Source organism: Methylobacterium guangdongense (genome assembly GCF_038442355.1).
GTDB lineage: Bacteria > Pseudomonadota > Alphaproteobacteria > Rhizobiales > Beijerinckiaceae > Methylobacterium > Methylobacterium guangdongense.
This window is the reverse complement of the sequence record NZ_JBBXMX010000005.1, coordinates 79,460-101,464: the sequence shown is the minus strand read 5'-3', so window position 1 is coordinate 101,464 and position 22,005 is coordinate 79,460. Positions and strand designations below refer to the sequence as shown.

The window sequence follows — 22,005 nt, the reverse complement described above, 5'->3', positions numbered from 1 at the left end:
CCGCAGCGCCGACGGATCTGAATGTTCTATCTCTGTTCCGAAACGGCAGCAAGCGGCCGTCAGGAGACGCGTACGACCAGCTTGCCGAAATTGCGACCTTTCAACAGGCCGATGAAGGCGTCCGGCGCCTTCTCAAGGCCCTCGACCACATCCTCGCGGTAGCGGACGCGCCCGTCCCGGATCCAGCCGCCGACCTCGTCGCGAAACGTCTCGGCCTGGTCGGCGAAGTCCCAGACGATGAAGCCCTGGATGTGCAGGCGGTTGGTCAGGACCGAGCGCATCAGGCCGGGCAACCGATCGGGGCCGGGCGGAACCTCCGTGGCGTTGTAGGCCGAGACGAGGCCGCAGACCGGGATCCGCGCGAAGGGGTTGAGCAGCGGCATCACGGCGGCGAAGACCGCACCGCCGACATTCTCGAAATAGACGTCGATGCCCTTCGGGCAGGCGGCCGCCAGGGCGCCCGGCAGGTCGTCGCCGCGGTGGTCCACGGCGGCGTCGAAGCCGAGCTCCTCCGTGAGATAGCGGCACTTGTCCGGCCCGCCCGCGATGCCGACGGCCCGGGCGCCCTTCAGCTTGGCGATCTGCCCGACGAGCGAGCCCACCGGCCCCGCGGCGGCGGCGACCACCACGGTCTCGCCCGCCTTCGGCCGGCCGATATTGAGCAGGCCGGTATAGGCGGTCATGCCCGGCATCCCGAGGACGCCCAAGGCCGTCGAGGGCGGCGCGGCGCCGGGGTCGACCCGGCGCGAGCCCTTGCCGTCCGTCACGAAGTAGTCCTGCCAGCCCGCGAAGGCGGTGAGCAGGTCGCCGACGGCGTAGTCCGGATGGTTCGAGGCCACGACCTCGCCCACCGTCTCGGCGGTGATCGGCGCGCCGATCTCCACGGGTGCCGCGTAGGACTTCGCATCGCTCATCCGGCCGCGCATGTAGGGGTCGAGCGACAGCCAGCGGGTGCGCAGGAGAACCTGCCCGGGGCCGGGCTGCGGAACCGGCACTTCCTCCAGGCGAAAGTTCTCGGGGCGCGGCTCGCCGTGGGGGCGCGAGGCCAGGACGATGCGGCGGTTCATGGCGGTCATGGACAAACTCCCGGAGACTGGCGGCCTGCCCCGATCTGGGGCGCCGGCCGGCGGCTGCAAAGGCGTTCAGCGATCTTCGGGGCGATCTTCGGGGCGATCTCGCGGGCGGATCGCGCGTTGTCCGGTCTTCTCATTCGGAGGCACGGCATGCGCAGGACGGCCCTCGGCCTCGGATTGGCGGCCCTGACGGCGACCGCCTCGGCGGCGCCCCTCGACGCCTATCGGGATCGCGCCCGCGTGCTGGTCCTGTCGGCGCCCGACGCCGGGGACGCGCAGCTCAGGGCCCAGCGCGCCGCCCTGGGGCCGGTCCGCAGCGGCGTCGCCGAGCGCGATCTCGTGGTGCTGGAGGCTTTGGGCTCCGGCGCCGAAGCGCGGGCGCTCCGCGCCGCGCTCGGTCTGCCGGCCGACAGTTTTCGGGCCGTCCTGGTCGGCAAGGACGGGGGCGCCAAGCTCACCGCTGCGGCGCCGATTCCGCCCCAGCGACTGTTCGCCACGATCGACGCGATGCCGATGCGGCGCAGCGAGATGCGGGAGCGTCGATAGGCCATAAATCCCAGGATCGGATGTGCACAGCGGCGGGCGCGGACACCAACGGTTAAGCCTACCGACCTATCACCGACTCGTGTCGACGGCCGTATTCCGGCCGTCCGTTGAGGCCCGCCAGGACGCTCCCACGAGACGCTCGAACCGATGAACCGACACCATGTTGCCGACGCCATCCGCCGCCTCGTCGCCGCGCAGGTCGAGGATATCGAGCGCGCGGTCCGCGACGGTCACAAGACCATCGCGCTGAACGAGCTGGCGGATCTGAACCGCCAGCTCAAGGCCTTTGCGGCCGCCCTCAAGAAGGCGCCCGCCCGCATCTGAGCGGATCCGCGCGCCTACCAGCGCGGCCCATCCCAGTGTGAACCGCCCCAGCGGCGGGGCGGGACGTCCTCCGGGGGCGGAGGCGGCGGGGGCGGGCCGCGGTCGAAGCCCGGCTCGTCGCAGACCCGCACCCGGCGCACGACCGGCGCACCGTCCGGATCGAACCGGCGCCGGACGAATTCCCGGCACGCCTCAGGGGGCGCCGCGGTGAAGCGCGGCCGATGGAACTCCGGCTCGGGACGTGGCGGCGGAGGCGGGGGCCAATGCTCCAGCTCCTCCGGGGGCGGACCACCGTAGCCACGGTGCGGCGGATAGGGGCCGTCGAAATCGGCGGCCGAAGCCGAACCGGTTGCGAGAAGCAGGGCGAGCAATCCGGTCCGAATGGGGAGACGACGGGCGGGCACGGGCGGCCTCGGCGTGATCGGGCGCGCGGGGATCGCGGCCATCATCACCGGAGATTGCGCTTGGCCGCCTGAACCGCCCCATGGGTGGCACGTTGGCCGCCGTTCAGCTGGACGCTGGGGTGCTGTGATGGGGTATCCTATCCATCCCCCTCATCCTGAGGTGCCCGCGTCAGCGGGCCTCGAAGGAGGCCTCGAAAGACCTGCGATCCCTGGAGGGCTCCTTCGAGGCCTCCGCTACGTTCCGGCACCTCAGGATGAGGAGGTGGATTGGGCGACCGTCGTTTTAAGCCGCGTGAGGCGTCGCGAAACAACCCTGCAGAGATCTGGATGCCGAGCGCTGGTGTTCGCCTTGTGAAAGGCTCTATTTCTGCATCGCGTTCACTTCGCATTGCGCATACTCGCCGCTCGCCTTCACGTAGGCGTTGAGCTTCTGCAGGTAGGCCTCGGCGATCGGCCGGAAGGCCTGCGCCTGCAGGTTATAGGCCTTGATCGCGTCGTTGTAGCTGTAGGCCTCCCAGCCCGGGCAGCCCTCCTTGGTGTCCAGGCATGCCGGCTTGTCCGGCAGTGCGGGCTTGGCAGGGCGGGCGGAGGCCGGCGGCGGCTCGGGCGGGGTGCAGGTCGCGACCGCCGGTGCGGCTGCCACGGACGGTGCGGCCGGTGCGGCCTTGGCGGGCTTCGCGGCGGACGCCGGTGGCGCCCCGTTCGGGGCCGCCTGGGCGGCGACGGGCACGAGCAGGCCCGCGATGAGGAGAAGGGTGCCGCGCATGGCGTCCTGACAAGCTCCGCTGCGGCCCGGACCGTCGTCGGCGGGGGCCGGCCGCGGGTTCTGCGGCATCAGGCCCGCGGCGACAAGGGTTCCGGCAAGGCTTCTTGGGACGCCGGCCGCCGGGCCGGGGACGCGACCTGTCCACCCGCAGGTCGGCGCGTCGCCCGCGCACCCCGCACGAGCGCCATCGCGGGCAGCAGAAGGCCGATCGCCAGCACCCACCAGGCCGGCCGGATCGGGCCGGAAAAATCCAGGTTGGCGGCGAGCACGAGGCTCGCCGGGACGCCGCTGGCGAGCCCGTACCACGCGGCCTCCAACGCCGCGGTGGCGAGCCCCGCGAGGATCGCGAGCAGCAGGAGCGACCATGGCCGCTCCGGCCATTTGAACCGCCGCATCACCCGCCAGCCCATCAGCAGGAGGAACAGCCCGGCCGAGAAGACCGGATCGGTGACGTCGATCTTCGATTGCAGGAAGTAGTGGACGAGCGCCAGCACCGCGATCGTGTAGACGAGCCGGTGCAGCCGGTGCCAGTTCGGCCCCAGGTTGCGCACGGCCGCATCCGTCGAGGTCAGCCCCAGGGCGATCAGGCCGATCAGCGCCACGAAGCCGATCGTCAGGTAGAGCCGCAGCGCGATCTCCGAGACGATCTTGGTGAGGATCAGGTTCTGATCGACCGCGTAGAGGGTGAGGTGCGCCACCCCGTAGGCCATCACGGTGATGCCGAGCATGCGCCGGACGCCGATGACCTTCGGCCAGTCGGCGATGCGGCGCAACGGCGAGATCGCCAGGGAGAACAGCAGGAAGCGCACCGCCCATTCGCCGGTGGCATGGATCAGGGCGGTAATCGGCTTGGCGCCCAGCGCGTCGAGCCGGTAGGCGGCGGCGAGATAGAGCGCCGGCGCGATGCAGCCCGCGAACACCGCGAGCCTCAGCCAGGAGAGGCGTCCGGCCCGGTCGAGCCAGGGGAGGGGGATGCCGAGGGGGATGCCGAGGGAGCCGGCCAAGCGGTCGATCATGCGTCGCGAACGGGGCTTGAGGCGGTGGAAGGAGCACCGACGGGCTCCCGGAAACGGCTGTCTTGCGGCGTCGGTGCCGTCACGGGTCGGTTCGCCGCGGGACCGCCCCGGTTACAGGGCGGGTTGACCTGTGTGGTTGACCTCGGGCGCCCTGCGGCAAGATAGCGGGGCGACGGACACCGGATGGATCCCATGCAGTATCGCACGCTCGGCCGCTCCGGCCTCAAGGTCTCGCCGATCTGCCTCGGCACGATGATGTTCGGCGGCCCCACCGACGAGCCGACCGCGGGCCGGATCGTCGCCAGCGCCCGGGAGGCGGGGGTCAACTTCATCGACACGGCCAACGTCTACACGGACGGACGCTCGGAGGAGATCACCGGCCGGGCCATCAAGGCGGAGCGCAACGCCTGGATCCTGGCCACCAAGGTCGCCAACGCGACGGGGCAAGGCATCAACGACCGCGGCCTGTCGCGCGTCCACGTGATGAAGGCCGCCGAGGACAGCCTGCGCCGCCTCGGCACGGAGTTCATCGACATCTACTACCTCCACAAGGAGGACCACGACACCCCGCTGGCCGAGACCGTGCGCGCCATGGCCGACCTCGTGCGGTCCGGCAAGATCCGGCATTTCGGCGTCTCGAACCACCGCTCCTGGCGGGTCGCCGAGATCTGCCGGCTCTGCGACGAGCTCGGGATCGACCGGCCGGTGGTGAGCCAGCCCTACTACAACGCCTTCAACCGCATGCCCGAGACCGAGCACCTGCCGGCCTGCGCGCATTTCGGGCTCGGCGTCGTGCCGTACTCGCCGCTGGCCCGCGGCGTGCTCACCGGCAAGTACGATCCCGACGCCCCGCCCCCGGCCGAATCCCGTGCCGGGCGGCAGGACACGCGGATGATGCAGACCGAATGGCGGCCGGAATCGCTCCGCATTGCCCGCACGCTCAAGGAGCACGCCGAGGCCCGCGGCATCACGGCCGGCCAGTTCGCCACCGCCTGGGTGCTGAACAACCGCCTCGTCACCGGCGTCATCGCCGGTCCGCGGACCGAGGCGCAGTGGCAGGAGTACCTCGGCGCCCTCGACTACGCCTTCACCCCGGAGGACGAGGCGCTGGTCGACGGCTTCGTCGCGGCGGGGCACCCGACGACGCCGGGCTACAACGATCCGGCCTATCCGCTGGAGGGGCGGGTGCCGCGGAGCGGGTGAGGCGCTCAAAAGCAGTCGATTTCCAATCCACCCCCTCATCCTGAGGTGCGAGCGCAGCGAGCCTCGAAGGAGGGTTCCTGCCGGCCGCGCGATCCCTGGAGGGCTCCTTCGAGGCCTCCGCTTTCGCTCCGACACCTCAGGATGAGGGCGAGATTTGGAAGAACCAGGCTGCGTGGTGCGCCGGATCCGTCTTGCGCTCCGGACCGTGGCTCGCTATTTAGCCCCTAACAGTTCTGATGGCAGTCGAGAGGCTGCGGTTCGGGAGTGGGCCCCACCGGGTCCGCTCTTTTTTTTCGCCGCACGTCTCTTTCGTCGAACGCCCGCGGGCGGGCCACGCAGAACGCCGCAAAGGGTGTTCACCACCACACATGTCGTCCGAGATCGAAGCGGATCTGTCCGAGAAGCGCCTCGTCCGCGAGGGCGGGGTCGCTGCGCGCGTCGCGCAGGTGATCGAGGGGCCGCTCCAGGGCCTCGGCTTCCGGTTGGTCCGGGTGAAGATGTCCAACATCAACGGCTGCACCGTCCAGATCATGGTCGAGCGGCCGGACGGGACTTTCACCATCGCGGATTGCGAGACGGTGAGCCGCACGATCTCGCCGCTCCTCGACGTCGACGATCCGGTCGGCGGCGCCTACAACCTCGAAGTGTCCTCGCCGGGGATCGACCGGCCGCTGGTGCGGGTCTCGGACTTCGCCCGCTGGGTCGGCTACGAGGCCAAGGTCGAGCTGAGCCCGCCGCTGGACGGGCGCAAGCGCTTCCGCGGCATCCTCGGTGCGCCGGATCTCGACAAACAGACAGTGCCGATCGACCTGCCCGACGTGAAGGAAGGGCTGCCGAGCCGCATCGACCTGCCGCTCAAGACTCTCGCCGAGGCCCATCTCGTCCTGACCGACGAGCTGATCCGCGAGTCGCTCCGCCGCGGCGGCCCGCCCGCCGAAGATGCGGCCGATGAGGTCGAGGACGACGAGCCCACCGAGGAGCCGGCGGCGCCCGCGCGCAGCGCGTTCCGCCCGCAGGGGCCGAAGAAGGCCAGCCCCGCGGCCAAGCCCCAGAAACCGGCGCGGACCGGTCCCCGGAAGCCGATGGTGACCAAGGCGTCCCGGCTCAAGGACCGCGACTCGCTGCACTGAACACGCCAGCGCCGGCCCACGCGGCCGGCCTGAAAACGTTTGACGGAAGAGAAGGACCGACACCGATGGCCGTCGTCAGCGCCAACAGGCTCGAACTCCTCCAGATCGCCGACGCGGTCGCCCGCGAGAAGGTGATCGACCGCTCCATCGTGATCGACGCGATGGAGGAGGCGATCGCCAAGGCCGCCCGCTCGCGGTACGGCGCCGAGACGGACGTTCACGCCGAGATCGACCCGAAGACCGGGGCGCTCCGCCTCTCGCGCCACCTCCTGGTGGTCGACGAGGTGGAGAACGACGCCCGCGAGATTACCCTGGATCAGGCCCGCCGCTACAACCCCGGCGCGCTGGTCGGCGACGTGATCTCCGACACCCTGCCGCCCTTCGATTTCGGGCGCGTCGCGGCCCAGTCGGCCAAGCAGGTCATCGTCCAGAAGGTGCGCGACGCCGAGCGTGCCCGCCAGTTCGACGAGTACAAGGACCGGATCGGCGAGATCCTCAACGGCATCGTGAAGCGCGTCGAGTACGGCAACGTGATCGTCGATCTCGGCCGCGGCGAGGGCATCGTGCGCCGGGACGAGATGATCCCGCGCGAGACCTTCCGCCCCGGCGACCGCATCCGCTCCTATCTGTTCGACGTGCGCTCGGAGGTCCGCGGCCCGCAGATCTTCCTGTCGCGCTCGCATCCCCAGTTCATGGCCAAGCTGTTCGGCCAGGAAGTGCCCGAGATCTACGACGGCATCGTCGAGGTGAAGGCGGTGGCCCGCGATCCGGGCTCCCGCGCCAAGATCGCGGTGATCTCCCGCGACGGCAGCATCGATCCGGTGGGTGCCTGCGTCGGCATGCGGGGATCCCGCGTGCAGGCGGTCGTGGGTGAACTACAAGGTGAAAAAATCGACATCATCCCGTGGTCCGAGGACGAGGCGACCTTCATCGTCAACGCCCTCCAGCCCGCCGAGGTGGTGAAGGTGGTGCTCGACGAGGAGGCCGACCGCATCGAGGTGGTGGTGCCGGACGACCAGCTGTCGCTGGCGATCGGCCGCCGCGGCCAGAACGTGCGGCTGGCTTCCCAGCTGACCGGCTGGGACATCGACATCCTGACCGAGGCCGAGGAATCGGAGCGCCGCCAGAAGGAGTTCGCCGAGCGGACCCAGGTGTTCATGGAGGCGCTCGACGTCGACGAGACCGTCGGTCAGCTGCTGGCGGCCGAGGGCTTCCGCAACGTCGAGGAGATCGCCTACGTCGACCTCAACGAGCTGTCCGGCATTCAGGGGCTCGACGAGGAGACCGGCGCCGAGATCCAGGCCCGCGCCCAGGATCACCTCGCCCGGATCGAGCAGGCGCACGACGCCCGCCGCACCGAGCTCGGCGTCTCCGACGATCTGCGCGAGATCGAGGGCATCACCACGCCGATGATGGTGGCGCTCGGCGAGAACGACGTGAAGAGCGTCGAGGATCTGGCGGGCTGCGCCACCGACGACCTCGTGGGCTACACCGAAGGCCGCGGCCCCGAGGCCGTCCGCCACGCCGGTTATCTCGACGGGTTCGACCTGTCCCGCGCCGAGGCCGAGGGCCTGATCATGGCGGCCCGCCTCAAGGCCGGCTGGATCGAGGCCCTGCCGGAGCCGGAGGCCGAGGACGACGCCGAGCAGGTCGGCGAGGGCGAGGAAGCCACCCCCGCCCAGGCCGAGGCCTGAGCGGACGGGCGGCGGCGGAGGCGCAGTGAGCGAGGTCGAGACGATCCCGCCCGAGGGCGGACCGGACGCCGGGGGGCTCGATGCCGGCCCCGGCCGCCGCGCGCCCGAACGGACCTGCATCGTCACGCGCGTCGCCCAGGCGCCGGAGGCGATGATCCGGTTCGTGCGCGGGCCGGACGGGCATGTCGTGCCGGACCTCCGCGCCCGGCTGCCGGGCCGCGGCGCCTGGGTCAGCGCCCGGCGGGACGCGGTCGCCACGGCGGTGCGCAAGAACCTGTTCTCCCGGGCCTTCAAGGGGCCGACGCCGGTCGCTCCCGATCTGCCGGACCGGATCGCCACGGGGCTGCGCGAGGATCTGCGGCAGGCGATCGCCCTCGCCAACAAGGCGGGCTGCATCGTGGCCGGCTTCTCGAAGGTCGAGGCAGCGATCGGCGGCCAGCCCGGCGCGGTGGCGGTGATCCACGCCGCCGAGGGCAGCGCGGACGGCCGGCGCAAGATCGCTTCGGCCTTGTACCGGCGTCACGGCGAGGCCATGTCAAGGATACCGATCATCGACGACCTGTCCGAAGATGAATTGGACATGGCCTTAGGTCGGGATCATGTGATACACGCTGCGCTCGTCGCAGGAGCCGGAGCCGCCGGCTGCCTGTCGCGTTGGCGTCGGCTACGCTCCTTCGAGGGCGCCGCCGCGGCGACCGGGGAGCCCGATCCAGCCCGAATCGGCGGGGTCGACGAAGCCTCACGTTGACGACGCAGGACTATTTTGACCGGCGCCACCGGGCGTCGGTTCACGGGACGATGGAAACCCTCAGGGTTCAGGCTGAATGAGCGATACGAACAACCCGGGCGACAAGACTCTGAATCGGACTTCCCCGAAGCCGCTCGGCCTCAAGCGGCCGATCGAGGCGGGCACCGTGCGTCAGAGCTTCTCCCATGGCCGCTCCAAGCAGGTCGTGGTCGAGACGGTGAAGCGCCGTGTCATCGGTGCGGCGCCGGCCGCACCCGCCCGTGAACCCGCCCCCGCAACCACCCGCCCGGCGCCCCCTGCGCCGACGGCGCCGGCTCCCCGCCCGGCCCAGCGTGCCGCTTCGGGCGTCGTGCTGCGGACCCTGAGCGAGCAGGAGAGCGCGGCCCGCGCCGCGGCGCTCGCCGACGCGCAGCGCCGCGAGGCCGAGGCCCGCCGCAAGGCCGAGGCCGAAGTCGAGGCGCGCCGCAAGGAGGCCGAGGAGCAGGCCCGCCGCGAGCGCGAGGCCGCCGAGGCCCGCCGCCGCGAGGAGGAGGAGCGCAAGGCTGCCGCCGCGGAAGCCGCGCGTGCCGCCGAGGAAGCCGCCAAGCAGGCGGCGGCGGAAGCCGCGAAGGCCGCGGCTGCCCCCGCCGCCGAGGCTCCAGTCGCTGCCCAGCCCGCGCCGTCTGCGCCCGCTGCCCGTCCGACCCCCGCTCCGGCTCAGCCCGCGGCAGCCGCAGCCCGCCCGGCCGCTGCTGCGACGCCGGCTCGTCCGGCTGCGACTCCGGCCCGGCCGGCCGCCGCGCCGGCACGCCAGGCGGAGGCGACCCGTCCCGCTGCGGCCCGCCCGGCCGCGGCACCGACCGCTGCCCCGCGTCCGCCGCTGACGCCGCGCCCCTCCACGGGCGAGCCGCGCAAGACCATCACGGCCGATTCGCGCAAGCCCCGCGATCTCAACTTCATGGCGCGCCCCGCCCCGGCCCCCGAGCCGGAGAAGAGCGCGACGCCGACGACCGCCGCGCGTCCGGCCGGTGCCGGTGCGGCTGCGCGCCCCGCCGGCCGCGCGACCCAGACCAACGAGGACGAGTCCGAGACCAAGCGGGTGATCCGCCGTCCCGGCATGCCGCTCAAGATCATCGCGCCGCCCAAGACCCCGAAGTCGCCGGGTGGCGACCGCAACCGCGGCCGTCTGACCATCGCGACGGCCACGTCGGGTGAGGAGGAGCGCACCCGCTCGGTGGCGTCGTTCCGCCGCCGCCAGCAGCGGATGAGTGGTCGCGGTCATGTCGAGCAGAAGGAAAAGCTGTCCCGCGAGGTGACGATCCCCGAGACGATCACCATCCAGGAACTCGCCAACCGCATGTCGGAGCGGGCCGTGGACGTGATCCGGATGCTGATGAAGCAGGGCCAGATCCACAAGATCACCGACGTGATCGATTCGGACACCGCCCAGCTCATCGCCGAGGAACTGGGCCACACCGTCCGCCGCGTCGCCGAGTCCGACGTCGAGGAGGGCCTGTCGTCCGACGAGCCGGATCTGGAGGAGGATCTCGATCCCCGTCCGCCGGTGGTCACCATCATGGGCCACGTCGATCACGGCAAGACCTCGCTGCTCGATGCGATCCGCAAGGCGAACGTGGTCGAGGGCGAGGCCGGCGGCATCACCCAGCATATCGGCGCCTACCAGGTCGCCTCGCCGTCCGGCGACATGATCACCTTCATCGACACCCCGGGCCACGCGGCGTTCACGTCGATGCGCGCCCGCGGCGCCAAGGTCACCGACATCGTGGTGATCGTGGTGGCGGCCGATGACGGCGTCATGCCCCAGACCATCGAGGCCATCCAGCACGCCAAGGCGGCGGGCGTCCCGATGATCATCGCGGTCAACAAGATCGACAAGCCGGATGCCAAGCCGGAGCGGGTCCGCACGGAGCTGCTGCAGCACGACATCCAGGTCGAGTCGATGGGCGGTGAGACCCTGGAATTCGAGGTCTCGGCCAAGACCGGCGACGGCCTGCCGGAGCTTCTGGAGGGTATCCAGATCCAGGCCGAGATCATGAACCTGCGCGCCAACGAGAAGCGCGACGGCGAGGGTACGGTGATCGAGGCTCAGCTCGACCGCGGTCGCGGCCCCGTGGCCACGGTCCTGGTCCAGCGCGGCACCCTGTTCACCGGCGACATCGTCGTGGCGGGCGCCGAGTGGGGTCGCGTGCGCGCCCTGATCGACGACCTCGGCGAGAACGTGCAGTACGCCGGACCTTCGGTCCCGGTGGAGGTGCTGGGCTTCAACGGCACGCCCGATGCCGGCGACCGCGTGACCGTGGTGCCGAGCGAGGCCCGTGCCCGCGAGGTCACCGAGTACCGCGCCCGCCAGAAGCGCGAGCGCCAGAACGCCCGGACCGGCGGTGCCAACCGGTCGCTCGTCGACATGATGCGCGACCTCAAGGAAGGCGCCGGCCGCAAGGAGCTGCCGGTCGTCATAAAGGGCGACGTGCAGGGCTCGGTCGAGGCGATCTCCGGCGCGCTGGAAAAGCTCGGCAACGACGAGGTCGCGGCCCGCATCCTCCTGGCGGGTGTCGGCGGCATCACCGAGTCGGACATCACCCTGGCGCAGGCCTCGAAGGCGGTCGTCATCGGCTTCAACGTGCGCGCCCTCAAGGAGGCCCGTGAGGCCGCCGAGCGGGCCGGCATCGAGATCCGGTACTACAACATCATCTACGACCTCGTGGACGACATCAAAGCCACGCTGTCCGGGATGCTGCCGCCGACCCTGCGCGAGGAGCGCCTGGGCGAGGCTACGATCCAGGAGGTCTTCGAGGTCTCGAAGGTCGGCAAGGTCGCGGGTTGCCGCGTCCAGGACGGCATCGTGGAGCGCGGCGCCCATGTCCGCCTCATCCGCGACAGCGTGGTGATCCACGAGGGCAAGCTGAAGACGCTCAAGCGCTTCAAGGACGACGCGAAGGAAGTCACCTCCGGTCAGGAGTGCGGCATGGCCTTCGAGAACTTCGAGAACATGCGCGCCGGCGATACGATCGAGTGCTACCGGGTCGAGGAGATCCGCCGCACCCTCTGACGCTCCGGACCCGTCCGGACAGGGCGGTCGCGGCACCTGCCGCGGCCGTCTTTTCTTTTTTCCAGGACGTGAGCCGGCCGCCCCTGGGTGCCGGCCCGAGACAGAATGGCCCAGAAACCCACCACCACCGGCCCCTCGCAGCGTCAGCAGCGCGTGGCCGAACTCATCCGTCATGCCCTCGCCGAGGTGCTCCAGCGCGGCGACATCCAGGACCCGGTGCTCGGCACGCATGTCGTGACCGTGCCTGAGGTGCGGATGTCACCGGACCTGAAGCTCGCCACCGCCTATGTGATGCCGCTCGGCGGCCTCGACGAGGCACCGGTGATCGCCGCCCTGGAGCGTCACCGGAAGGTGCTGCGCCAGGAGGTGGCGCGGCGGGTGAACCTGAAATTCGCGCCTGAGCTGCGCTTCCGCCGCGACGAGACCTTCGACGAGGCTGCGCGGATCGACCGCCTGCTGCGCGACGAGCGCGTGCAGCGCGACCTCGATCCCGGCGAGCAGGACGACGAACCGGAGACCGGGCCGGGGCATTGATCCCGGACACGAACGAGAAAGGGACGGGGCTCGACCCCCGGGGGACGCGACGACATGACGGTTTCCATCGAAGACCAGCCGCAGGGCGAGCGCCCGGCCATCAACCCGGCCGGTGAGCGCCGGGGCCCGGAGGGCCGCCGCCCGCAGCGCGGCCCGCGCCCCGACCGCCCGAAGCGCCGGGACGTGTCCGGCTGGGTGATCCTCGACAAGCATGTCGGCATGACCTCGACCCACGCGGTCGCGGTGGTGAAGCGCGCCTTCAACGCCAAGAAGGCCGGCCATGCCGGCACCCTCGACCCGCTGGCGTCGGGCATCCTGCCGATCGCGCTGGGCGAGGCGACCAAGACCGTCCCCTTCGTGATGGATGGCCGCAAGGCCTACCGGTTCACGGTCCAATGGGGCGTCGAGACCGATACCGACGATGCCGAGGGCCGCGCGGTGGCCACCAGCGAGGCCCGGCCGGACCGGGCGGCCGTGGAGGCCGCGCTGCCGGCCTTCGTGGGGGCGATCGAGCAGGTGCCGCCGCGCTATTCGGCGATCAAGATCCAGGGCGAGCGCGCCTACGACCTCGCCCGTGAAGGGGAGACCGTGGAGCTGGTCGCCCGGCCGGTGCAGATCGACCGGCTCGCCGTGGTGGAGCACGATGGCGATCGCACCGTCATCGAGGCGGAGTGCGGCAAGGGCACCTATGTGCGGGCGCTCGCCCGCGATCTCGGCCGGATGCTCGGCTGCTACGGCCACGTGGCGGCCCTGCGCCGGACCCGCGTCGGGCCGTTCTCGGAGGCCGAGTCCTGCCCTGTCTCGGTCCTGTCGGAGGGTACGCCCGAGGCGGCGCTCGCCCATCTGCGTCCGGTGGAGACGGCCCTCGACGCGATCCCGGAGGTCGCGGTGTCGCGGGATCTCGGCCTGCGCCTGATGCGCGGCCAGCCGGTGATCCTGCGGGGCCGGGATGCCCCCGTCGCCGGCAAGGCCTTCGCCACCTGTGCCGGCGTCCTGGTCGCCGTGGGCGACGTGGAGCGCGGCGAACTGGTGCCGCACCGGGTGTTCCACCTCGGCGGCACGGCGCCGGGCCGCGGGGCGTAAGGCGTCCCCGCTCCCGTGCAGGCCTGCGGATTCCCACAACGCTTTGCAGCTTGAACGGCGGGGTAGGACTGGAATCCCCTCACCCCGCCTGCGGGGAGAGGGCCGCGTCTCCCCCTTGTCGGGGAGCGCGGCGAGGCTGCAGCCGAAGGTGAGGGGGCGATTCAGGACGAGACTCCTCCGGACGCGCCCCCTCACCGCCGCTCCGGCTTCGCCACCGCTTCCCGCACGGACGACGAGGTCCGTGCGGGCCTCTCCCCGCGCGCGGGGAGAGGGGGTCCCGCGGTCCATCCTGCCGAAACCTCAAGCAAGTGTCGTCTGAAGCCCGCAGACCCACGTCTTCTCCGTCACGCACCGTTCACAGGCCACCTCCCACCCACCTGAGGCGCGTGCGCGCAGGCGGAACGAACCTCAGCCATGAAACTTTGGCCTCGGCGGATGAGCGGGGGCAGGATGCGTGAGCTGGCGTGCGACGTGGCGGTGATCGGCGCCGGGACGGCGGGCATCGCCGCCTATCGCGCCGCCACCGGAGCCGGCGCCCGCGCCGTCCTGATTGAGCGCGGCCCGGGCGGCACCACCTGTGCCCGCGTCGGCTGCATGCCCTCCAAGCTGCTGATCGCCGCCGCCACCGCCGCCCATGCGGCGCGCACCACAGATCTGTTCGGGGTGCGCGTGTCGGGCGTCACCGTGGACGGACCCGCCGTGATGGCGCGTCTCAGGGCCGAGCGCGACCGCTTCGTCGATAGCGTCTTGGAGGGGCTGGACGATCTGCCCGCCGCGGACCGGATCCACGGCAGCGCCCGGTTCATCGACGACCAGACCGTCGCGGTCGGCCCGGACGTGTGGATCCGGTTCAAGGCCGCCGTCATCGCCACGGGGTCGAGCCCGACGGTGCCGAAACCCCTGCGCGGCCTCGGCGATCGCCTCCTCACCACCGACACCTTGTTCGAGATCCCCGACCTGCCGGACTCGCTGGCCATCCTCGGCGCGGGCGCGGTCGGGATCGAGATCGCCCAGGCCATGGCCCGGCTCGGCGTCGCCGTGACGGTGCTCGACGCCGGCGACACCATCGCGGGTCTGAGCGACCCGAACCTGACCCGACAGGCGGCGGAGATCTTCGGGGCCGAACTGGATCTGCATCTCGGCGCCACCCTGGAGGGCAGCGAGCCGGAGGGCGATCGGGTCCGCCTCGACTGGACCGATCGGCACGGACGCGGGCAGGTGACGCGGGCCGCGCGGGTGCTGGCGGCCGCCGGCCGGGCGCCGAACCTCGGGGATCTCGATCTCGCCGCCGCGGGCTTGCGCCTCGGTGAGGATGGCGTCCCGGATTTCGACCATAATACCCTGGTCTGCGCGGGGGCGCCGATCCTGATCGCGGGCGATGCCGATGCGTGGCGGCCGGTGCTCCATGAGGCGAGCCGCCAGGGCCGTATCGCGGGCGCCAACGCCGCCGCCCTCGCGGCCGGGCGTCCGGTCCAGGCCGTGGCGCCCTGGACGCGGCTGGCCATGGTGTTCACCCATCCGCAGTCCGCCGCGATCGGCGCCCCCTCCGCGCCGGACAGTGACGATCGTGTGATCGGCGCGATGGATTTCTCGGATCAGGGCCGTGCCCGCGTCGAAGGCCACAACCACGGCGGTATCCGGATCTGGGCCGATCGGGACGGACGACTCCTGGGCGGCGAGATGCTCGGCCCCGCCGTGGAGCACCTCGCCCATCTCCTCACCTATGCGGTCGCGGAGGGGCTGACGGCGCAAGACATGATGGATCGGCCGATCTACCATCCCACGGTGGAAGAGGCGCTGACGACCGCGCTGGCGGACATATCCCGGATAAGAACTGGGTGCTGATCTTGTCGCGATCGCGAGCATTGCGCTCGACCCCTTGCACCGCCATACCCGTCCAATGAGCTGGTTGGGTTCCTGATGCCGCCGAGTCCGGCCGACGATAGCATTATAGACCTCGATGCACTCGCGCCCGATGCGATCGACCGCCTGGATCAGGGGGTGATCGGCCTGGACGCGGCGGGCGCGGTCGTGGCCTTCAGCGAGGGCGCAAGCGTGCTCTCGGGCTTCGCGCGCGAGGCCGTGCTGGGCCGAGACTATTTTCGCGATGTGATGCCTGGTGCCAACGTCCCGAATTTCCGTGGTCGCTTCCTTGCCGGCGCGCGCCGCGGCGCCCTGGACGAGCGGTTCGATTACGTGTTCGGCCGGGTGCCGCAGCCGCTGCGCGCCCGGATCCATATGCGCCACGGGACGATGGCGGGCGGCCCGCCGGTGACGTGGCTGACGATCGACCCCCTCGAGAGCCTGAGCGCCGGCCTGTCCCGGGAGGCTGTCCTGGCGGCGATCGGAAGCCGGGTCCGGGCCGAGCCGGTGGATGCCAGCCTGTGCGAGCGCGAGCCGATCCATATCCCGGGCTCGATCCAGCCCAACGCCGTGATGTTGGCCGCCGATGCCGGCACGCTGACGATCCTCGCCTACTCCGCCAATGTCGACGAGCTCGTCGACCCGACCGAGCCGCCGCTCGCGGGGCGGCCGCTGGCCGAGATCCTGCCCGCGGGTTTCGTCGAGACCGTCCGTAGCCGGCTCGCAAACGGGACGCTGGATGACGGCCGCTCGGTCCGCGCCCGGCTCACCCTCCCGGGCCGCGACGCGACCTACTACGCCGTCGCCCACGCCCATGCCGGGCGGCTGATCGTCGAACTGGAGCTGGAGCCCGACGCGGAGGCGGATTTCGCCACCGCCAGCCAGGTCGACACGGAACTCGCCGTCGGGCGCCTGCGCGAGGCCGAGACCCTGGCGGATGCCGCCCGGATCGCGGCCCTGGAGATCCGGGCGTTCACCGGCTTCGAGGCCGTGCTGGTCTACCGGTTCGACGTGGACTGGAACGGCGAGGCGGTCGCCGAGGACAAGACGCGCGACTGGTCGCGCAGCCTGCTCGGCCTGCGCTTCCCCGCTTCCGACATCCCCGCCCAGGCGCGCGCGCTTTACACCAAGGCCAAGAGCCGCTTCGTGATCGACCGCGACAGCGTGCCGGTGGGCCTCGTTTCGGCCGCGGGCGCCGGCAATGGCCCGATCGACCTGACCTTCGCGCAGCACCGGACGCTGTCGCCGATCCACTTGGAGTATCAGCGCAACCTCGGCGTGAACGGCTCCATGTCGATCTCCATCATGGTGGAGGGTCGGCTCTGGGGCCTGATGATCGGGCATCACCGCCGCCCGCATTACGTCACGCCCGAAACGCGCTCGGCCGCCACCGTGCTGACCGACGCCTTCGCCATGCGGGTGCAGGAGATCGAGTCCCGCCGGCTCTGGGCCGAGCGGCAGGCGCATCTCGACGTCGAGATTCTCCTCGTGCGGCGCTTGACCCGCTCCGACGATTTCGTGACCGCCCTGACCGAGGGCGGGACCACGCTGCTGGACCTGTTCAGCGCCACAGGTGCCGGGATCGTCTCGGGCGAGCGGATCACGCTGATCGGCCGCACGCCCCCGGCAGACCTCGTGACGGCGATCGCGGGCTGGCTGCGGGGGCAGATACCGACGGGCGAGTACAGCTACAGCAGCAGCAGCTTCACCACCGCGTATCCGGACGCGGCGCCGTACCGCGAGTTCGCCAGCGGGCTGCTCGCGACCTTCGTGGACCAGTCGCGCGAGAACCTGCTCCTCTGGTTCCGCCCCGAAGTGCCCAGCACGGTGACGTGGGGGGGCGATCCGCGCAAGCCCGTGCTCGCCGGCAGCGGCCCGGTGGCGGTGCTGCCGCGGCGCTCGTTCGAGCGCTGGGTCGAGGAGCGGACGGGCTTCGCCGCGCCCTGGGCCGAGTGGCAGGTCCAGCTCGCCGGTTCCCTCGCGGAGGCGGTGGAGGGCGTGGTCCTGCGCCAGCGGCGCAAGATCGACGAACTGACCAGCCTGCTCGCCGAGAAGGAGCGGCTGCTGGAGCAGAAGGACCTGCTCACCCGGGAGATCGACCACCGGGTCAAGAACTCCCTGCAGATCGTCTCGGCCTTCCTGCAGATGCAGCGCCGTCAGATCGCCGACGGCGAGGCGCGGCAGGCCTTCGCCGACACCTCGGCTCGGGTGATGAGCGTCGCGCGGGTGCATGACAGCCTGTACCAGGCCGAGCGGGTGGACGAGGTCGATCTCGGCCAGACGCTCGAAAGCCTGTGCAACGACCTCGCGGAACTCGCCGGCGAGGGGCATGCGGTCGATCTCACCGCCGAGCCCGGCCTGATGGTGCCCTACCGCAAGGCGGTGGCGCTCTCGCTCATCGCCACGGAACTCGTGACCAACGCGTTCAAGTACGCCGCCAAGCCGGCCGGCGGCGGCCGCGTCGAGGTCAGCGTCTCGGCTTCCGGCCCCGGCGAGGTGCAGCTCCGGGTCTGCGACGACGGCGCCGGCCTGCCCGCCGACTGGGCCGACGCCAAGGCCCGCGGCAAGGGCTCGGGGCTCGGCATGAAGCTGATCCGGGCGATGCTCGATCAGATCAACGCCCGGCTCGACGTCGCCAACAACCCCGGCGCCTGCTTCACGATCACCGCGTGAGCCCCGCCAACCCGATCCGGCGCGACGGCCTGCACGCCCGCCTGCGCGCGGCCACCGACCCGGCGCATCGGGCGCTGGAGGCCGGCCTCGACTGGCAGGCGCGGGTGGCGACGCGCGCGGGCTATCGCGATCTGCTGGCCCGGCTCCACGGCTTCCACGCCACCTGGGAGCACGCGATCGGCGCGCAGCTCTCGGATGAGACGTTCCTGGCGCCCAGACGGCGCCTCGCGCTTCTGGCCGCCGACCTCGACCATCTCGGCCTCGCCCCGGCGGCGATCGCGGCGCTGCCCCAGCCCGGAGCGGTTCGGCTCGACGGTCCCGCCGCGGCGATGGGGGCGCTCTACGTGCTGGAGGGCTCGACCCTCGGCGGCCAGCTGATCGGCCGGCACATCGCGGGCCTGCATGGCTTCAGCGAGACGGGGCTCGCCTATTACCGCGCCCACGGGCCCCGGACCGGGGCGATGTGGTCCGCATTCCGCACGCGCCTGGAGGCCTTCGGCGACGATCCGGATGCGGAGGCCACCCTGACCCATGCCGCGGTGGCGACCTTCGCGGCGATGCGGGCTTGGCTCTGCGCGCCGCACGGCGTGCCGGGGGCCGGCTGATCCCGCGGGCTGATCCCGCGGGCTCATGCCCGCACCAGCGCATCCCGCTCGGCCTTCAGGTGGACGATCAGCCGCTCGGCGAGGCGGCTCGTCGGCCGACCGGCCGGGCGCAGCAGGACCGTCTCGATCGGCGCCTCGGGTCGGAACGGCCGCAGCGTGATCGGCAGGCCGGTCAGCTCCCGGGCCGGCACCGGATCGACGATCGCGATGCCGAGGCCCTGTGCGACGAGCCCGCAGCGTGCGGCGGTGTATTCCGCCATCATGCCGAAGCGCGGCGTCACGCCGGCTTTCGCGAAGGCAGCCTCCACGCTGGGTTGCACGGATCCGGCTCCGGCCGAGATCAGCGGCAGCCCGGCCAGGTCCTGGGCGGTGACGACCCGCTTGCGCGCGAGGGCGTGTCGCCGCGGCAGCGCGCAGACCGCCGCCAGGGTGAGGAACGGTTCGGCCGCCACCGCCGCGTAGCCCGACCGCGGCCGGGCGAGGCCGAGATCGCACTGGGCCGACGCCGCCCAGGACCAGATCGTGTCGGGGCTCGGCACATGGACCGAGACCCGCAGGCCCGGGCATTCCGCATCGAGGCGCCGGAGCGCCCGGGGTAGCAACCGGGAGGCGAGGGAGGGCTGGCAGGCGATCCGCAGGGAACCGGTGCCGCGCTCCCGGATCCGCCGGGCGGCGTGGTGCAGGTGGTCGAGGCCCGCGAAGGTCTGCGCGACCTCATGCGCGAAGGCCTCGCCCTCCTGCGTCGGGACCGCGCTGCCGTGACCGCGGACGAAGAGCGGAAAGCCGAGATCCGCCTCCAACTGCGCGATGGCGCGGCTGACATGGGGTTGGCCGACGCCGAGGGTCTGCGCGGCCCGCGTCATGCCGCCGTGGCGGATCACGGCGCGAAACAGGTCGAGATGGGCCGGATTGATCATGCCGATCCTGCATCGACGCGCAGCGTTCGGGCATTTGACGGCATGGGTGCGGGCGGCTGTCAATGCGTGTCTGATTCCGCCTCCGGAAAGGTCCGTCGATGCTCGCCCTCGCGCTGTCTGCCCTGCTCGCCATCCTGGCGGGTGTCGGCCTCGTCGTGCAGCAGATCCTGAACGCGAACCTGCGCGGGGGGCTCGCCTCCGCGGCCTGGGCGGGATTTTCCAGCTACTTCGTGGGCTTGGCCTGCATGACAGCCCTGGCCATCGCCCTGCGCGATCCCGTGCCCGCCGCGAGCGTGGCCGGCCGCATCCCGTGGTGGACCTGGAGTGGCGGGCTGTTCGGCGCGGTCTTCATCGGGCTCGCCATCCTGCTCGTCCCGAAACTCGGCGCCGCGACCTTCTTCGCGCTGCTGGTGACGGGCCAGATGCTCGCCTCGGTGGTGTTCGACCAGATCGGCCTGCTCGGCCTCGTGCAGCGGCCCATCGATCTGCCGCGCCTCATCGGGGTGGGGCTGCTGATCGGTGGTGTCGTGCTGATCCGGCGGTAGGGGAGGGGGGCGACGCTATCGGGCCCCCCTTTCCCGGACGCCTGGAACGCAGTGGAAGGTGATCCGGGAACCAGCACAGGAAGTGCCGCGAAAGCGGCACCGAACAGGGACTTTGCGCGGCTTCGCGCGCTGGATCCCGGGTCGCCTTCCGCTTCCGCTCCATGCGCCCGGGAAAGGGAGCGCCCGCTCCTGCGCCAGCAGCCCCTATGGCGTCTCGGCCAGCAGCCCGTCCACGAAGGCCGCGAGCCCCGTGCGGCGGGCGCGCTTCAGCCGCTCGGCGGCCAAAATCCCCTGGAGCGCCTGGAAGGCGTTCTGCAGGTCCTCGTTGACGATGACGTAGTCGTACTCGACCCAGCGCTGGATCTCGGTCCGGGCGTTGGCGAGGCGCTTCTCGATCGTCTCGGCCGAATCCTCGGCCCGGCGCTCCAGGCGCTGGCGCAGCTCCGCCATGCTGGGCGGCAGGATGAAGACCGTCACCACATCCTGGGCGAGCTTGGAGCGCACCTGCCGCGTGCCCTGGTAGTCGATGTCGAAGATCATGTCCCGGCCGGCGCCCAGCACCTTCTCCACCGGGCGGCGCGGCGTCCCGTAGTAGTTGCCGTGAACCTCGGCCCATTCGAGCAGATCGTCCCGGGCGCGCAGGTCCTCGAACGCCTCGCGGTCGATGAAATGGTAGTGCCGCCCGTCGATCTCGGAGGGGCGCCGGGACCGGGTGGTCACCGAGATCGACAGGTCGAGCGCCCAGGCGGGGTCCTGCGCCACCGCCCGCGTGAGCGTGGTCTTGCCCGCCCCCGAGGGCGACGACAGGATCAGGATCAAGCCGCGCCGGGCGATCGTATCCGAGACGTTGCCGGCCGGTTCGGTCATCGGCGTGGCTCCGCGGTGTTGCGCATCCGTATCCTCACGTCACTCGATGTTCTGGACCTGCTCGCGGAACTGCTCGACCACGGCCTTCAGGTCGAGCCCGATCCGCGACAGGCTGATGTCGTTGGCCTTGGCGCCCAGGGTGTTGGCCTCCCGGCCGAATTCCTGAGCCAGGAAGTCGAGGCGCCGGCCGATCGCGCCGCCCGCCGCCAGGAGCTCGCGCGCGCTGGCGACGTGCGCCCGGAGCCGGTCGAGTTCCTCGCGCACGTCCGCCTTGCCGGCGAGCAGCATCGCCTCCTGATGGAGCCGGTCCGGGTCGAGGCCGCTGCCGCCGAGCGCCGCGATGGCTGCCTCCAGTCGCGCGCGCACCGCCTCGGGCTGCCGGGCCGGATTGTCCTCCGCGGCCTGGGTCAGCGCCGCGATGCGGTCGATCTGGGCGGTGACGACCTGTTCCAGCTGCCGCCCCTCGGCCCGGCGGGCCTCGACGAGGTCCGCCACGAGCCGGGCCGCGGCCTCGGTCAGGTCGCGGGTGAGGGCCTCGGGGTCGGCGGCCTCGTCCTCGACCTCGACGACGCCGCGCAGGCCGAGCAGCCCGTCCATCGTGGCCGGCGCCACGCCCTCGGGGACCGGAACCCGGGCCACGGCCTGGGCGAGGCTCGCCAGCAGGGCCTCGTTGATCCGCACCCGCGCGGTGGCCTCCGGCTTGGTCAGGGTGAGGGTCAGCTGGCACTGGCCGCGGGTGAGGGCCTTCTGGAGGGCGGCGCGGGCCGCCTCGCCGGACGCGTCCTGGCCGGCCGGCGTCCGGACGCGCACCTCGAGCCCGCGCCCGTTGACGCTGCGGACCTCCCAGGTCCAGTTGACCGTTCCGGTCGCGCCCGCAATCCGGGCAAAGCCGGTCATGCTCGCGATCTGGGCCATGGCGAACCCCGTTGCGGAGAAGATCGGCGCCTGTAGCACGGATCGTCCCG

The 22,005-nt window shown here is 71.6% G+C and carries 20 protein-coding genes; 13 read left to right on the top strand and 7 right to left on the bottom strand.

Annotated features, from left to right (window positions below):
- Positions 1 to 59 precede the first annotated feature (59 nt).
- Complete coding sequence (locus AAHG09_RS12365; RefSeq protein WP_342107535.1) at positions 60 to 1,076, bottom strand: NADP-dependent oxidoreductase; 1,017 nt, start codon at positions 1,074 to 1,076, stop codon at positions 60 to 62.
- Positions 1,077 to 1,223: 147 nt separating this feature from the next.
- Here AAHG09_RS12365 and AAHG09_RS12360 point away from each other — a divergent pair, with 147 nt between their 5' ends.
- Positions 1,224 to 1,619: a DUF4174 domain-containing protein gene (locus tag AAHG09_RS12360; RefSeq protein WP_342107533.1), complete on the top strand. Its 396-nt coding sequence runs from the start codon at positions 1,224 to 1,226 to the stop codon at positions 1,617 to 1,619.
- 147 nt (positions 1,620 to 1,766) lie between these two features.
- Positions 1,767 to 1,943, top strand: coding sequence for a hypothetical protein (locus AAHG09_RS12355; RefSeq protein WP_342107531.1), 177 nt, complete (start codon positions 1,767 to 1,769; stop codon positions 1,941 to 1,943).
- Between the two features lie 14 nt (positions 1,944 to 1,957).
- On the opposite strand, the gene AAHG09_RS12350 is transcribed toward AAHG09_RS12355, so the two are convergent.
- The 3 genes from AAHG09_RS12350 to AAHG09_RS12340 all read right to left on the bottom strand — a co-directional run bounded on the left by AAHG09_RS12350 (position 1,958) and on the right by AAHG09_RS12340 (position 4,129).
- Positions 1,958 to 2,314, bottom strand: coding sequence for a hypothetical protein (locus AAHG09_RS12350; RefSeq protein ID WP_342107530.1), 357 nt, complete (start codon positions 2,312 to 2,314; stop codon positions 1,958 to 1,960).
- Positions 2,315 to 2,708: 394 nt separating this feature from the next.
- Positions 2,709 to 3,113 (bottom strand): hypothetical protein, encoded by a 405-nt coding sequence (locus tag AAHG09_RS12345; protein WP_342107529.1) that lies wholly within the window; start codon positions 3,111 to 3,113, stop codon positions 2,709 to 2,711.
- A gap of 68 nt (positions 3,114 to 3,181) precedes the next feature.
- Positions 3,182 to 4,129 carry a protein-methionine-sulfoxide reductase heme-binding subunit MsrQ gene (locus tag AAHG09_RS12340; protein ID WP_342107528.1) on the bottom strand — a complete coding sequence of 316 codons (948 nt, stop codon included), beginning with the start codon at positions 4,127 to 4,129 and terminating at the stop codon, positions 3,182 to 3,184.
- A 192-nt stretch (positions 4,130 to 4,321) separates the two neighbouring features.
- Between AAHG09_RS12340 and AAHG09_RS12335 the strand changes: the two genes are divergently transcribed.
- The 10 genes from AAHG09_RS12335 to AAHG09_RS12290 all read left to right on the top strand — a co-directional run bounded on the left by AAHG09_RS12335 (position 4,322) and on the right by AAHG09_RS12290 (position 18,711).
- Positions 4,322 to 5,332 carry an aldo/keto reductase gene (locus tag AAHG09_RS12335; protein WP_342107527.1) on the top strand — a complete coding sequence of 337 codons (1,011 nt, stop codon included), beginning with the start codon at positions 4,322 to 4,324 and terminating at the stop codon, positions 5,330 to 5,332.
- 368 nt (positions 5,333 to 5,700) lie between these two features.
- The gene (gene rimP, locus AAHG09_RS12330; protein ID WP_342107525.1) at positions 5,701 to 6,462 is read left to right on the top strand and encodes a ribosome maturation factor RimP; all 762 of its coding nucleotides are present in this window, start codon (positions 5,701 to 5,703) and stop codon (positions 6,460 to 6,462) included.
- Between the two features lie 65 nt (positions 6,463 to 6,527).
- Complete coding sequence (gene nusA / locus AAHG09_RS12325; protein ID WP_342107524.1) at positions 6,528 to 8,156, top strand: transcription termination factor NusA; 1,629 nt, start codon at positions 6,528 to 6,530, stop codon at positions 8,154 to 8,156.
- 25 nt (positions 8,157 to 8,181) lie between these two features.
- Positions 8,182 to 8,904, top strand: coding sequence for an RNA-binding protein (locus AAHG09_RS12320; RefSeq protein ID WP_342107522.1), 723 nt, complete (start codon positions 8,182 to 8,184; stop codon positions 8,902 to 8,904).
- Positions 8,905 to 8,980: 76 nt separating this feature from the next.
- Positions 8,981 to 11,953, top strand: a complete 2,973-nt coding sequence (infB, locus tag AAHG09_RS12315; protein WP_342107520.1) for a translation initiation factor IF-2 — start codon at positions 8,981 to 8,983, stop codon at positions 11,951 to 11,953.
- Positions 11,954 to 12,058: 105 nt separating this feature from the next.
- Complete coding sequence (gene rbfA, locus AAHG09_RS12310) at positions 12,059 to 12,487, top strand: 30S ribosome-binding factor RbfA (protein WP_342107519.1); 429 nt, start codon at positions 12,059 to 12,061, stop codon at positions 12,485 to 12,487.
- A gap of 54 nt (positions 12,488 to 12,541) precedes the next feature.
- Positions 12,542 to 13,570 (top strand): tRNA pseudouridine(55) synthase TruB, encoded by a 1,029-nt coding sequence (gene truB / locus AAHG09_RS12305; protein ID WP_342107518.1) that lies wholly within the window; start codon positions 12,542 to 12,544, stop codon positions 13,568 to 13,570.
- Positions 13,571 to 14,020: 450 nt separating this feature from the next.
- Entirely contained in the window at positions 14,021 to 15,415 is a 1,395-nt protein-coding gene (locus AAHG09_RS12300; protein ID WP_342107515.1) for a dihydrolipoyl dehydrogenase, read from the top strand.
- Positions 15,416 to 15,490: 75 nt separating this feature from the next.
- Positions 15,491 to 18,106 (top strand): histidine kinase dimerization/phosphoacceptor domain -containing protein, encoded by a 2,616-nt coding sequence (locus AAHG09_RS12295; protein WP_342107514.1) that lies wholly within the window; start codon positions 15,491 to 15,493, stop codon positions 18,104 to 18,106.
- Positions 18,103 to 18,711, top strand: coding sequence for a biliverdin-producing heme oxygenase (locus AAHG09_RS12290; RefSeq protein WP_412760031.1), 609 nt, complete (start codon positions 18,103 to 18,105; stop codon positions 18,709 to 18,711). Before AAHG09_RS12295 ends, AAHG09_RS12290 begins: the two co-directional genes overlap by 4 nt.
- 23 nt (positions 18,712 to 18,734) lie before the next feature.
- On the opposite strand, the gene AAHG09_RS12285 is transcribed toward AAHG09_RS12290, so the two are convergent.
- The gene (locus AAHG09_RS12285; RefSeq protein WP_342107512.1) at positions 18,735 to 19,628 is read right to left on the bottom strand and encodes a LysR family transcriptional regulator; all 894 of its coding nucleotides are present in this window, start codon (positions 19,626 to 19,628) and stop codon (positions 18,735 to 18,737) included.
- Positions 19,629 to 19,726: 98 nt separating this feature from the next.
- Between AAHG09_RS12285 and AAHG09_RS12280 the strand changes: the two genes are divergently transcribed.
- The gene (locus AAHG09_RS12280) at positions 19,727 to 20,173 is read left to right on the top strand and encodes a DMT family transporter (protein ID WP_342107510.1); all 447 of its coding nucleotides are present in this window, start codon (positions 19,727 to 19,729) and stop codon (positions 20,171 to 20,173) included.
- A gap of 204 nt (positions 20,174 to 20,377) precedes the next feature.
- Here the strand turns inward: AAHG09_RS12280 and gmk are convergent, their stop codons facing one another.
- Positions 20,378 to 21,040, bottom strand: coding sequence for a guanylate kinase (gene gmk / locus AAHG09_RS12275; RefSeq protein WP_342107508.1), 663 nt, complete (start codon positions 21,038 to 21,040; stop codon positions 20,378 to 20,380).
- Positions 21,041 to 21,079: 39 nt separating this feature from the next.
- On the bottom strand, positions 21,080 to 21,955 hold the full coding sequence (locus AAHG09_RS12270) for a YicC/YloC family endoribonuclease (RefSeq protein ID WP_342107506.1): 876 nt from the start codon (positions 21,953 to 21,955) through the stop codon (positions 21,080 to 21,082).
- Positions 21,956 to 22,005 lie beyond the last annotated feature (50 nt).